This window comes from Streptomyces sp. CC53 (genome assembly GCF_001865245.1).
GTDB lineage: Bacteria > Actinomycetota > Actinomycetes > Streptomycetales > Streptomycetaceae > Streptomyces.
Genome location: NZ_MKXB01000189.1, coordinates 23,800 through 35,870 on the forward strand (window position 1 = coordinate 23,800; position 12,071 = coordinate 35,870).

The following is a 12,071-nucleotide window of genomic DNA, read 5'->3' on the forward strand; positions in this document are numbered from 1 at the left end:
ACGGATCGCGCACCCGCGCGCATGAAGACCGAAGGGCGCGCACGAAGACCGAAGGGTCCGACCGGAGAACTCCGGTCGGACCCTTCGTCATGCCCGGCGCTCAGTGGTCGGAGTAGCTGAAGTCCCCCACGGTCCACGCGCTGACGTCCTCGATCGACACGCGGTACATCCCGCCCGTCTCCGGGATGCCCACCTGCCCCTGGATGATCCGGGCGACATGGAAGTGGAGGTGTGTGGGACGGCCCCCCGATCCCGCCGCCTCGCCGAAGGCGTCGGCGAACTGGCCCAGGCGGGGAGAGTCCGCCAGGACCTCCCTCACCCGCTGCCTCCACACTGCTTCCGGGGCCAGGCGCCCGGTGATGACGGCCCCACCGGTGATCACGGTCAGGGACATCTGATTGCTCTGCCCGGACTCGACCGTGGCGGCGATGTCAACGAGCAACTCGTCAGGCTTCGACATGAACGCCGATGCTAGCCACCGGGCACGCCGGCCGTCACGAGCGCGGGGTCGACAGGCGAGGAGAGCCCGCTGTTCTGCCCCGGATGGGATGACGGGCCGCCGAGGAACGGACGCAGTTCCGCCCCACCGTGCGCGGCCCGCACGGTCGGAGCCCCGCGCATCCGCGCCCCCTCCAGCGCGGACACCCCGCCGCCGCCCAGCAGCGGCTCACCGACAGCCCGGAAGGCAAGGTTTCCCTTCCAGGAGAGTGCGAAAATCTGTGTCGGCGACAGTAGACATTGCCTCGCGTCGTGGCTACAGTTTCTCTCGTAGCCGAGATCAAGCAGGCCCGGCAGGAGACGACCTGCCGGGCAGCAGGACCCGCAGAATGATGCGGTGGCGGAGCCCCGGAGCCACGGAAGAACAGGACGGTGACGGGGCTGGCGACCGCGACGGGCGGGATGAGGTGGCGCTTCCGCAGGCCACCGGCAGTTCGCGACACCCAGCAGTACCGCAGTTCCCAGTAAATTGTTCCCGTGCAGGAAACGGAGGAGTGCAGCGCCATCAGGATCGCCCGGGCGGAACGACAGCCCGGGTGCCGCAGGACATCGTGAGGCAGGTGGTCTCCGGTCACACAACAGCGATCCCCGCACCCTCCGCCCCTCCGCGGGCGATGATGCGGACACGGTAAGCCGGCGCGGAAACCAGGCCGGCAGATGGTGCAGTTCCTTCGGGGCCCTGGTGCCGTACGGCGCCAGGGCCCCTCGACGCGTTCCCAGAGAGGTGCGAATGACAGCAGACGATCCGATCGGCCGCCTTGACGACGACGACTACCCCGCCTACACGATGGGCCGGGCCGCCGACATGCTCGGTACGACCCCCGGGTTCCTCCGCGCCCTCGGCAAGGCCAGGCTGATCACACCCCTCCGCTCCGAAGGCGGGCACCGGCGCTACTCCCGCTACCAACTGCGCCTCGCGGCCCGCGCCCGGGAACTCGTCGACCAGGGAACGCCCATCGAGGCCGCCTGCCGCATCATCATCCTGGAGGACCAGCTGGAGGAGGCCCAGCGCCTCAACGCCGAGTACCGCCGCGCGGCGACCGAAAGGCAGCCGCCGGCCACCGACTGATCCCGGCGGCCGCCCTCCGCCCCCGACGCGCCAGGGCCGCCCATGCCCACCCGGCCTCCCGGCCGGGGCCCACCCCGACCGACCACTCCCCGCTCACACCCGCCGCAGGCCGCCGACCCGGTGTGCGCCGCCGTCCGGACGGGCCCCGAGCCCCCGCCTCCAGGGCGGGGCGGCCAGGCCGGGAAGCGGCGCCGCGGAGGCGCCCGCTCGCCTTCGGCGGGCGCCACCCCGGGTGCCGCGCGGGCCGCCGCCAGGGCCACCCGGTAACCTCGGGCACATCGTCAACGCGGCCCGACGGGCTTCCGCTCCACTGCAGTGGAGTCTCGAAGGACACGCCCCCACCCGCACGAGTCACTTCGTGCTGCCCGGGGGAAGTCCTTGCTGTTCCGCGCGTCCGCGAAAACGGTCGCCGCCATGGCGCTCGACCGCTCGCTGTTCCTTCACCTCACCGACCGCTTCACCCACCTGCGCGGCTACCGGCCCGGCACCTCCGAGGCCCGCTCCTGGGAGCGCAGGACGCGCTTCAGGAGAAGGCCCTGCGGTCCTGGTTGCTCGACCGGATGGAGAACCGCGAGCTCTGGTTCGACGAGAACGGGCAGCCCGCCATCCTCACGTTGGCCCGCCTCATCGACGCGCTGTCGCGTGACGAGGACTTCGCCTCTGTCGCCAAGCTCTACGCGCCCCGCAAGGACCTCGCCAAGGTCGTCGCCGAGCTGATCACCGACGAGCACGTGCCGTTCCTCTCCGCCCTGCGTTACAAGCCCTCCGGGCTGAAGAAGCGCGCCGACTGGGAAGAGGTGTGGGACCTCCAGCGGCAGGAGGACGCCGCGCCCGACGAGCCCGCCAAGCGGAAGATCCGGGACTCCATCCCCGTCCCGCCGAGGTACACCTCGGCCGACTTGCTCCGCCCCTCCTACTGGCGGGCGCGCGGCAAGCTCGATGTCCCGAAGGAGCGGTTCGTCTCTTACGGGCAGACGAACGCCGCCACGCCCGAGCTGTACGGGTGAGCCGGCTGGGATCACCGGGAGCAGGCGCTGGCCCTCGCCACGTACTTCACCAACACCGCCCTGTCGACTGCGGAGATCACGCCGTTCCTCGCCGGCCTGCTGGAACTTCAGCCGTGGTTGTTCCAGTGGCACCACGAGTTCGACATGCTCTACAGCGGCTCCCCGGCGGACTTCTTCGCCGGGTACCGCCAGCAGAAGCAGGGCGAGCACGGCCTCACGGACGACGACCTCCGCAACTGGCGGCCCCCCGGCCGCTACTCGGGGTCGTCGCGCAGCAGTGAAGCAGTAGCCAGGAGCAGATCGAGATCCGTCGATTCAGGGGCCACCCGGTGCGTGCGCGGGTGGCCCTTGGCCTGCGCGTGCAGCTCCGCCCACACAGTCTTGCCCGGGGCTGCCAGTCGCGGGCTCACACCCCAGTCGTCCGCAAGGGCGGCGACGAGGAGCAGGCCGCGGCCGGACTCGGACGTGGCGTCCGGGACCGGGGGAGCACACGGCGGCTGCTTCTCGGTGCGAGTGTCGGTCACCTCGATGCGGAACGTGGCCTCGGCCAAGGTGAGTCGGACGTGGAAGTCCCGGCCGGGCACGCGGCCGTGGCGTACGGCGTTGGCGCTGAGTTCGGCTGCGATGAGGGTGAGCGTCTCGTTGGCCGGGGTCGTGTAGGGGTGGCCCCAGTCGTTGAGGCGGTGGGACACCAGCCTTCGGGCCAGCCGGGCACCGCGCGGCGTCGACGTGAAGCACATGGCGAACGCGTGGTCCGGCGCCGGGTGCTGTGGCGTATGCCCGTTCGGGGGAGTTGCTGACTTCATGCCGTCAACCGTTGCGGACTCTGCGTAGCCTTGACCAGGAGTGATGCGCTGACCGGTTCGGGCTGTACGCGGGGGTGGCGCGTTCGTCTGCGGCGCGGGGCGTGTCCGGATGCGGGGGCCGCGCGTTGGGTGACGTTCGGTGGCTGTGGTGGTCGTATGGGAGGAGCTGCGGCGTGAGCGACGAGGTTCAGCAGCCGGAGTACGAGCCGGGGGCGGGCACACTGTGCCTGTTCGGGCGGCAGTTGAAGCTGTTCCGGGAGCGGGCGGGAATGGACCGGGTGCGGTTCGGGTCGCTGACCGGGTACTCGGCCTCGACGGTCGCGTCGTTTGAGCAGGGCAGGCGGATCCCGCCGCCGAAGTTCATCGACCAGGCGGACGACCTGCTGGAGGCGTGCGGGGTCCTGCGCGCGAGCAAGGAGGAGGTGGCCCGCGCGCAGTATCCGGCCTTCTTCCGCGATGCGGCGCGGTTGGAGACCAAGGCTGCTGCCCTGCACGTGTACGCGACGAAGGCCGTGCCCGGCCTCCTGCAAACCGAGGAGTACGCGCGAGCGGTGTTCTCCATGTGGCGTCCCTTGCTGGACGAGGAGACCATCAACCAGCGCGTTGCTGCTCGTCTGGCGCGGCAGGAGATCTTCTCCCGCGCTCCCTTGCCTACGATCAGCTTCGTCATCGAGGAGTTCCTTCTGCGTCGGCCACTCGGTGGATGGGTTGTGATGCAGGGGCAGTTGGAGCAGATTCTGCTGTGTGGGCAACTGCGTAACGTGGAGATCCAGGTGATGCCGATCGAGCGTGAGGAGCATGCGGGGCTGGAAGGCCCCTTCACCTTGATCGAGACGCACGATGGGCAGAGGATCGCCTACGTGGAGGCGTACAAGGACAGCCGTCTCTACACGGAGCGGAGGCAGGTCCGGGAGATCGAGGAGCAGTACGGCATTCTTCGGGCCCAGGCGCTCACTCCACGCGAGTCGCTGGCCCTCATCGAGAAGTTGCTTGGAGAGAGATGAACGCCCAACAGCTCATAAGGTCCGTTCCCGAGACGGCCTGGTTCAAGAGCAGCTACAGCACGGGCTCGGGCGGTGAATGTATCGAGGTCGCCGTCCGGCCCGACAGGGTCCACGTCCGCGACTCGAAGGACATCACCCGCGCCGCACTGGCCGTACCGCCCACGGCGTGGACCGCGTTCGTGCAGTTCGCGGCACGCTGACCGGGCAGGGTCCTCGGCAGGCGCACGTCCTTGCCGAGGGCCCCGCGCGGGTCCGGTCGCGAAGAACTGCCGGGGCTCCGGTGCCCGGCCCGTGAGGCGTGCTGCCGGTGCGTGTCTGCTCGCGTCGACGATGCCGCCTGTCCGCCCCGACCGCGCCGACCGGCCCGTACACGTGGGACCGCCCGAAGAAGCGGCCCCAACTTGGTTGAGTGAGCAGGACATTACTGCAGGTTCCTGCCGTGAACGAGGGCACCGCGAGCGAGAACCCCGAGTCGCGCTTCTCCCTGGTGCTGGTGAGCGCCGCCAGATTCCCGGGCGTACGTATCCACAGGGAGACGTACCTCCGCAAGACCCTGGCCCGCTACTGCACCGAGGACGAGGTTCGCAGGGCGATCGAGGAGACCCCCGCGGCGGCCGGTATCCCGCTCGACGTACTGGACAAGGCCGCCAACGACTCCATCCGCTACGAGACCACCAAGGTCAGCGCCCTCTCCGCCGCCGCCGGGCTGCCCGGCGTCCTGGCCCTGTCGGCCACGGTGCCCGCGGACATGGCCCAGTACTTCGGCCACATGCTGCGTATCGCGCAGAAGCTCGCCTACCTCTACAGCTGGCCCGACCTGTTCTCCGACGACGGCGACGACGTGGACGACGCGACGATGGGGGTGCTCACGCTGTTCTTCGGCGTGATGTTCGGGACCCAGTCGGCGAACGCCGCCGTGGGGAAGGTCGCCGGGATGATGGCGGAGCAGGTCGCCAAGAAGCTGCCGCAGAAGGCGCTCACGCAAGGCGTCGTCTACCCGATCGTGAAGAAGGTCGCGGCCTACATCGGCGTCCAGATGACGAAGCAGACCTTTGCCAAGAGTGTCTCGAAGGCCATCCCCCTCGTCGGTGCCGCCATCTCCGGCACGCTCACGTTCGCGACCTATCGCCCCATGACCAAGCGGCTGAAGAAGCACCTCTCCGAATCCGAGCTGGCGAAGTCGGCACCCCGGGTGGTGGTCGTGGAGGCCGAGGTGGTCCGCGAGCCCTTCGTCCCGAAGCCTGCCGAGGGTACGGCGACCGGCGGGGCCACCACGGCGGAGAGCCCTCGGTCCTCGTAACCCCTTGCGACGTCACCGTCGGCGTCGTCTTCCCGTGTCGACGGCCCGCACCCGGTCCCGTCGGACTCCGCTCAGGGCGCGAGCGAGAAGTTGTTCTCCTCGTCCTGGGTACAGTGCAAGCGCATGACGGTGTTCAGGCCGTAGAAGCAGGCGCGCAGGTCGTCGAGTTGCCCGGGGGACAGGCCGCCGCTCGTACGGGCCGGCCGCAGGTGGGGTCTCGAGGCGGCGGGCGGGCCGTTGGATCTCGGCATAGGCTCATGGCGGTGGTCGACTCGGGGCAGCCGAGGGCAGGTGCCAACACCGGGTAAAGCTGGTCCTCTCGGCGTCCTCGTGCGGCAGCAGGCGGCCGGTCAGCAGTCGCTGCGTCTCTTCCACTGCCGCCAGCACCGCCGGACCCGTGGTGCGGGAGAGGAGGGCGGCGGTGTCCCGTACGGAGTCGAGGATGTCCCGCAGCTTCGTGTTCCGTGGTGAAGCGGTGGATGAGGCTTTCCGCGTCGGGTGTGAGGGACGGGCGCGCGGCCCGGTCGGCGTGCAGGGTGTTGAGGATGACGGCCACGTCGACGCCTTCCTGGAGCAGCGCGCCCGTGGCGGGCGGTAGTAGGCCCACCGACGCCGCGGCCATCGCGGCCAGGGACACGAGCACGCCGCCGAGCGCGCTCTGCAAGGCGATGCGGCGGGTCCGCGGGGTGAGGAGCACGGCGTCCGCGAGGCCGTCCACACGATCGCCGGTGAGCACCGACCCGTCCAGGACGGCCGGGGGCTCTCCACCCGGCCGTCGACCGGGACGGCGAGCCCGGGCCGACGGCGAGCAGGTCGCCGATGTGACCTCGTCGAACGGCACCGTCGCCGCACCGCGTCCGTGCTGCGGCGTGCCGAGAGCGGTGCGTGCTCCGGCAGGGCCCGCAGGAAGGCACACCGCCTCGCCGCCGTCTCCAGGGCGCGGTCGGTGGCGAGCGTGAGGGCGATAAGGGCGCCCGCCAGGTACTCGCCCACGGCCGGGGTGTCGCCGAGCGTGAGGACGGCGAACAGGTCCGTGCCTGCGTTGAACACATCCGCGAGTGCGGCGGCACCGGCCAGCCAGGCGGCGCCGCCGAGCAGGGCTGCCGCCGTGACGACCAGCAGGAACGGTTCGACGCGACCGCCGCGGCCAGCCGGTCCAGTCGTGGTGCGGGGTGGTTCATGGCGCACCTCGGTCCGTGTGGCTCCGCCGAGGCGTCCGGTGTCCATCCCACCGTGACAGGCGGCCCGGCGGCAGGGGCCGTCCGGCTCCGGCGGGTGGCCGGTGCTGTGCGGCGCACCACCCGGGTCGGTCACGTGGTGGTGCAGGCCGTTCCGTTCAGGGTGAAGGCGGTCGGCTCCGCGAAGGTGCCGTTGTGGGTGCCCTGGAAGCCGAAGGTCTGGCTTCCCTCGGGGGCGATGTGCGCGTTGTGTGCCGCGGCGCTCGCGGTCACGGTCCCGGAGGAGGGGGTGACGGTGGCGTTCCAGGCGTGGGTGACCCGCTGCCCGGCCGGCAGAGTGAAGGCGAGCCGCCAGCCGTCCACGGGGGCCGGGCCGGTGTTGCCGACGGTGACGTTCGCCGTGAAGCCGCCCTGCCAGACGGAGGTGGTGTACGACACCCGGCAGGTCGGCGCCGGGTCGCCGGGGTCGCCCGGGTCACCGGGGCCGCCGGGGTCGTTCCCGGTGTGCACGGTCGAGGAGAAGGAGTGCACCGCGAGTCCGGCGCCGTTCGCCCAGGGCTCGAAGCCCGCCTGGATGCTCGTCAGGTACCAGTCGTCCCGGGCCATTCCGCGGGCGACGGCCTGCCGGACGAAGTCCATCACGTCGAAGCTCCAGCTGTCGACGGCCGACGGGGCGACGAAGGACACGACGTCGTTCGAGCCGTTGCTGCCGGTCCACACCTCCCAGGAACGGCCGCCGACCGTGGCCGTGCCGACCGGGGAGCCGATCGGCTGGACGGGCCCCACCCGGTTGAACCAGATCATGATCTCGGTCCGGTTCACGCCGTCGGTCCGCGGCGTCGGGTCCAGCCAGATGTCGTACGAGGCGTTGTACACGGCGTCCGGGACGTAGCCGTACGCGATGCTGCTGGGCGCGCTGGAGATGGTGTCGAGCCGGGCCGGAAGGCGGGTGCCGGGGGAGCAGTTGGTGTAGTGGCAGCCGTGGAAGGCCGACGGGTACGACTTGGGGGCGCCGTTGGTGGGGACGGCGCCGTCCGCGCGGGTAAGCCGGAAGCCCGTGTCCGTGGCGGTGACGCACTGGGGGGCGCCGGTGCCCCAGCGGTTGTTCTGGACGACGTAGCGCCCCTGGATGACGGTCGAGCCGTACTGTTCGCAGATCGTGGTCTCGGCCTGCGCCTGCGGTGCGGCGACCAGGAGCGCCGCGGCCGCGGCGAGGGGGGCGAGCAGCGCGGCGAGCAGGACGCGCGCGGGGTGGGAACGGTGCGGTGGCAGGCGCATGCGGGTGCCTCTCTCGGAGGGGGTCCGTCCGTCGGTGACCACGGGAACGTGTCCCTGATGTGTGGGAGCGCTCCCATTGCTGGTCCGACCCGGACTGTAGGAGTCCGCCCGCCGTCTGGCAAGCCCGTGCGCGGGGATCCGTCCGGATGTGCCGGCCCACCGTGGTGGGTCGGCGGTGGGAGGCCGGCTGCGGCGCCGGCCGCAGCCGGGGGCGGCCGGCGTGGGGGGAATCCGGCGGCGGGCAGGGAGAGCGGTGCCGCGGGGGAGCCGGGGGCGGTGTCCCGCCCCCGGCGCGGCGTCACGTCAGGGCGGCGAGCAGGCCCGCGGCGGCCGAGCACACCAGGAGGGCGGCGCCCACGGCGGCGGGTGGGGGTCCGGGCGGTGCCGCCGCCCCGCACGCACGGCCCGAGGCCCGTGCCCGGCCACGGCGGATCCGCCGGGACCGGACGCGGCCCTCGGCCGACGGCCCGGGGGAACCGGCGGACGGCCGGAGCTCGTGAGCCCCCCGCGGGACGACCCCGCGGGGGGCTCCGCCGTGCCCGGACCTACCGGTGGGCCGGGGAGGAGGCAGGCCCGCCGGACGGGCCCGCTCCTCACGGGGCCGTGCTCCGCTCCGCTTCCGTGCGGGGCGGAGCAGCGGCCTCAGTCCGCGTCGCGGGGGTCGAACGACTCCGTGTCGACGATCAGCGGCTCCGGGAACGTCTCGGCGACGGCGTCCCAGCGGGTGAACTTGAAGTTGGTGCCCTCACGCTCGCCGTCGGCCGGGGTGGCCTCGCCGTCGTGGGTGATCAGCAGGCCCTTGGGGAAGGACCGGCCCAGGGGCACGTTGACGACCGTGGAGCCGTCGGAGTGCTGCACGCCGTCGACCGCGCCGTCACCGATGCGGAAGGAGCCGACGTAGTCGTTGTCGCCGTCGCGCTCGTAGACGGCGAAGGTGTCGTCGCCCTGGCTGGAGGCCAGGACGTATCCGGTGCCGTCCTCGGCGTGGTAGACGGTGACGCCCTCGGCGTCGGCGCTCAGGTGCTCACCGCCGAAGCCGGGGTCGGCGTCGGTGTCGAGGACGCACTCCTCCTCCCCGGCGTCGTACGTCCACGGCGTGCCGTACTCACGGACCCGGTCGATGAGTTCGGGGTCCTCGAACTCCTCGTCGTCGAGCTCGATGCGCCACAGGCCCACGGTCTCCTGCGCCGCGTACAGGACGCGCTCCTCCAGGTCGACGGCCATGCCCTCGACCTGCGGATTCTCACCGGGGTCGGCGCACGGGGCCCAGTCGGTGCCGTCAGGAAGGGTGAAGGAGGCGGGCAGGTCGAGGGTGTCCTCGGTCTCGTAGCCGACGCGTCCGTCCTCGTCCTTCAGCTCCAGCAGGCGCAGGCTGGTCTCCTCGCGCTGCGACACCACCACGTAGGCGTCGTCGTCGTCGCTGAAGGCCGTCAGGCCGTAGGAGGTGCGCTGGTCGTCGACCTCGGCCTCGTCGGCCGCGAAGACGGGCGTTACGTCGGGGGCGGTGACGTCCCGGAGCGGGGGGCGGCCCTTGGCGACGGCCTTCGGGTCGATGGCGTAGGCGCGGATGCGGTCGCGGCCGCGGTCGCTGACGAGCGCCAGGTCCGTCTTCCTGCCGTCGAGCTCGAAGCCGTAGACGACGTCGACGTTGTTGAAGCGGCCGGGCTTGGCGTCCTCGTGGGGGGCCTGCGGGGCGGCTATGTGCTGCAGCCGCCGTCCGTCGAGCCCGTACACGTCGAGGCCGGCCTCCTTCAGGGTGCCGATGACGATGCTGCGGCCCGGGTTCTTCGGGTCGACCCACACCGCCGGGTCGTCGGCGTCGGCGTTGCGGCCGGCCTCGTCGTCGTACACCGCGGGGGTCTCCACGGAGGCCGTGGTCGTGACCGGCACCACGGGCCCGGCCGTCAGGGCGAAGGCGGTGGCGAGTGCGGTCAGGGTGCTCAGAGCGAAGGCGCTCACGATACTCCTCAGTAGGAATGCGGACGCCCGCACGCTACGAGGGCTGGGGAACGCCACCGGAACATGATCATGAACACGACATGGCTGCACGGGTGGACCTGTCCGCCCCGTGGACTTCGGTCCCGGCTCCACGGCGGCGGCGCGCAGCGGGAGCACGGCACCCGGGCGGGGGCGCGTATCCTCCGCCGGCCGGGCCTGGCGAAGGGGGTGGACGCGCCTCCACCGGGGGGCGGGCGGGTCGTCAGGCCGGGCAGCCCGGTTCGGACACGACGAAGTGGCCGGGAGCGGTCTGCCGGAGGGTGCGGACGGTGAAGGTGTTCCACAGGCCCATCAGTTCGTCGGATCCCCCGGCATAGGCGTAGCCGCCGCTCTGGTAGGCGCGCCCCGCGCGGGTGTGGTCGTACGTGCTCGCCGTGTCGCAGGTGGGCGTGAACCCGGTGGTGGTCGCGGTGACGGTCGCGGAGAGGGTCCCGACCGCGCCCGCCGGGTCCACGGCCGCCACGGCGTAGGCGTACGCGGTCCCGGTGGCCAGCCCGGTGTCGGTGTGGCCCGGGGAGGCGGTGGCGGCCACCTCCGCACCACCGCGGTAGACGCGGTACGAGGCCGCCCCGGGCACCGCGTCCCACCGCAGGGCCGCGCTCGTGTCGGTGGTGCCGGTGACCGTCAGGCCGGTGGGAGCGGGCAGCACCCCGGGGTCCTCGTCGCCGCCGTCGAGCCCCCAGAAGCGGGCGGTGTGGTGGCTGGAGCACAGGGCGTCGAGGTAGTACGTGCCGGTGCTGCCGCACTGCTCGGGGCCGCTGCCCGGGTCGACGGCGAGCCCGTGCCCCATGCCGGACACGGTGTAGACCTCCACCGCGGGCCGGCCCGCGGCGTCGTCGTAGGTCTCCAGCGTGGCGCCGCCGGTGAGCGTGCGGGTGCGGGACGGCGCCTGACCGGTGCCCCACACGTCGGTCCACTGGTCGCGCAGTTCGGCTGCGTTGGCGGGCCGGACGGTGGTGTCGGCGGTGCCCTGCCAGATCGCCACGCGCGGCCAGGAGGCGGTGCCCGCCGGGGCGGCGGCCCGCACGAGGTCGCCCCATTGCGCGGGTGTCCTGTCCGGGGGGCTGTACATGCACGTGTACGCCGTGCTCAGGCTGCTCGCGCAGCGGGCGGGCAGGCCGGAGTGGACGGCGCCGCCCGCGAACACGTCGGGGTACGCGGCGAGCATGTTCGCCGTCATGCCGCCGCCCGCCGACAGGCCGGTGATGTGGACCCGCCGGAAGTCGCCGCCGAAGCGGGCGAGCGCGTCGTCCACCATCTGACGGATCGACAGGGCTTCGCCGTGGCCGCGTGCGCTGTCACCCGGCTCGAACCAGTTGAAGCACGCGTTGGCGTTGTTCGCGGTGCCGGTCTGGGGGAGGACCAGGGCGAAGCCGTACCGGTCGGCGAGCTCCGGCCAGCCGGAGTGCGCGAAGTAGTCGCCCGCGCTCTGCGTGCAGCCGTGCAGGGCGACGACGAGCGGGGCCCCGGCGGGCAGGCCGTCGGGCGCGTACGCGTACATGGACAGGTTGCCCGGGTTCGAACCGAAACCGGTGATCCGGGTGAGGGTCGCGGCAGACGCCTGCGGGGCCACGGCCACCAGGCCCGCCGTGAGGGCCAGGGCCCCTGCGGCGGCGGTGAGCCAGCGGCGCAGGGCGGCGGCGGGGCGTCGGCGCTTCGCGGTGCGGATCGGGGTGCGCGGCTGTGACATGGCGGATGCCTCCGGATGCGGTCGACGGCGAGCGGACCGACGCCGGGCCGGTGGCCGGGCCGTCGGTGTGACGCACATCATGGGAGCAGCCGTGGCCGGATCGACATGGTCCGGACGCCCAGGACGGAGGGAGCTCCTGTGTGCCGGCCCTCCACGGCCGGGAGCGGCACACGGCTCGACGGGGACCGGGGTCCCGGGACCGGAGGGCGGCTCGGTGCGGCCCGGGGCAGGCGTGCGGCTCCG

The 12,071-nt window shown here is 72.3% G+C and carries 11 protein-coding genes and 1 pseudogene; 6 read left to right on the plus strand and 6 right to left on the minus strand.

Annotated features, from left to right (window positions below):
* Nucleotides 1–100: 100 nt before the first annotated feature.
* Entirely contained in the window at nt 101–460 is a 360-nt protein-coding gene (locus BJP40_RS23525) for a hypothetical protein (RefSeq protein ID WP_071282149.1), read from the minus strand.
* Between the two features lie 768 nt (nt 461–1,228).
* Between BJP40_RS23525 and BJP40_RS23530 the strand changes: the two genes are divergently transcribed.
* Nucleotides 1,229–1,567, plus strand: a complete 339-nt coding sequence (locus BJP40_RS23530; RefSeq protein WP_071282150.1) for a MerR family transcriptional regulator — start codon at nt 1,229–1,231, stop codon at nt 1,565–1,567.
* 515 nt (nt 1,568–2,082) lie between these two features.
* Nucleotides 2,083–2,863: pseudogene (locus tag BJP40_RS32210) on the plus strand (SAM-dependent methyltransferase); the annotation flags it as partial.
* Here BJP40_RS32210 and BJP40_RS23540 read toward each other — a convergent pair.
* On the minus strand, nt 2,829–3,380 hold the full coding sequence (locus tag BJP40_RS23540; protein ID WP_079171408.1) for an ATP-binding protein: 552 nt from the start codon (nt 3,378–3,380) through the stop codon (nt 2,829–2,831). The pseudogene BJP40_RS32210 and the gene BJP40_RS23540 sit on opposite strands and share 35 nt — an antisense overlap.
* Nucleotides 3,381–3,553: 173 nt before the next feature.
* On the opposite strand from BJP40_RS23540, the gene BJP40_RS23545 reads away from it, so the two are divergent.
* The 3 genes from BJP40_RS23545 (at nt 3,554) to BJP40_RS23555 (ending at nt 5,684) form a co-directional block, all read left to right on the plus strand.
* Complete coding sequence (locus BJP40_RS23545) at nt 3,554–4,384, plus strand: helix-turn-helix transcriptional regulator (protein ID WP_071282153.1); 831 nt, start codon at nt 3,554–3,556, stop codon at nt 4,382–4,384.
* On the plus strand, nt 4,381–4,584 hold the full coding sequence (locus tag BJP40_RS23550) for a DUF397 domain-containing protein (protein ID WP_071282154.1): 204 nt from the start codon (nt 4,381–4,383) through the stop codon (nt 4,582–4,584). Before BJP40_RS23545 ends, BJP40_RS23550 begins: the two co-directional genes overlap by 4 nt.
* A gap of 239 nt (nt 4,585–4,823) precedes the next feature.
* Nucleotides 4,824–5,684 carry a hypothetical protein gene (locus BJP40_RS23555; protein ID WP_071282155.1) on the plus strand — a complete coding sequence of 287 codons (861 nt, stop codon included), beginning with the start codon at nt 4,824–4,826 and terminating at the stop codon, nt 5,682–5,684.
* A gap of 71 nt (nt 5,685–5,755) precedes the next feature.
* Here the strand turns inward: BJP40_RS23555 and BJP40_RS23560 are convergent, their stop codons facing one another.
* On the minus strand, nt 5,756–5,935 hold the full coding sequence (locus tag BJP40_RS23560; RefSeq protein WP_071282156.1) for a hypothetical protein: 180 nt from the start codon (nt 5,933–5,935) through the stop codon (nt 5,756–5,758).
* Nucleotides 5,936–6,126: 191 nt separating this feature from the next.
* On the opposite strand from BJP40_RS23560, the gene BJP40_RS34515 reads away from it, so the two are divergent.
* On the plus strand, nt 6,127–6,282 hold the full coding sequence (locus BJP40_RS34515; RefSeq protein ID WP_177204456.1) for a hypothetical protein: 156 nt from the start codon (nt 6,127–6,129) through the stop codon (nt 6,280–6,282).
* A 712-nt stretch (nt 6,283–6,994) separates the two neighbouring features.
* On the opposite strand, the gene BJP40_RS23565 is transcribed toward BJP40_RS34515, so the two are convergent.
* The 3 genes from BJP40_RS23565 to BJP40_RS23575 form a co-directional block, all read right to left on the minus strand.
* The gene (locus BJP40_RS23565) at nt 6,995–8,140 is read right to left on the minus strand and encodes a cellulose binding domain-containing protein (RefSeq protein ID WP_071282342.1); all 1,146 of its coding nucleotides are present in this window, start codon (nt 8,138–8,140) and stop codon (nt 6,995–6,997) included.
* Between the two features lie 642 nt (nt 8,141–8,782).
* Nucleotides 8,783–10,099, minus strand: a complete 1,317-nt coding sequence (locus BJP40_RS23570; RefSeq protein ID WP_071282157.1) for a phytase — start codon at nt 10,097–10,099, stop codon at nt 8,783–8,785.
* Nucleotides 10,100–10,340: 241 nt separating this feature from the next.
* Nucleotides 10,341–11,828, minus strand: coding sequence for a PHB depolymerase family esterase (locus BJP40_RS23575; protein ID WP_079171409.1), 1,488 nt, complete (start codon nt 11,826–11,828; stop codon nt 10,341–10,343).
* Nucleotides 11,829–12,071: the final 243 nt, after the last annotated feature.

Coding starts and splice junctions, on each gene's coding strand:
- BJP40_RS23525 (WP_071282149.1), bottom strand. CDS start 460: ATGTCGAAGCCTGACGAGTTGCTCGTTGACATCGCCGCCACGGTCGAG.
- BJP40_RS23530 (WP_071282150.1), top strand. CDS start 1,229: ATGACAGCAGACGATCCGATCGGCCGCCTTGACGACGACGACTACCCC.
- BJP40_RS23540 (WP_079171408.1), bottom strand. CDS start 3,380: ATGAAGTCAGCAACTCCCCCGAACGGGCATACGCCACAGCACCCGGCG.
- BJP40_RS23550 (WP_071282154.1), top strand. CDS start 4,381: ATGAACGCCCAACAGCTCATAAGGTCCGTTCCCGAGACGGCCTGGTTC.
- BJP40_RS23560 (WP_071282156.1), bottom strand. CDS start 5,935: ATGCCGAGATCCAACGGCCCGCCCGCCGCCTCGAGACCCCACCTGCGG.
- BJP40_RS34515 (WP_177204456.1), top strand. CDS start 6,127: ATGTCCCGCAGCTTCGTGTTCCGTGGTGAAGCGGTGGATGAGGCTTTC.
- BJP40_RS23565 (WP_071282342.1), bottom strand. CDS start 8,140: ATGCGCCTGCCACCGCACCGTTCCCACCCCGCGCGCGTCCTGCTCGCC.
- BJP40_RS23575 (WP_079171409.1), bottom strand. CDS start 11,828: ATGTCACAGCCGCGCACCCCGATCCGCACCGCGAAGCGCCGACGCCCC.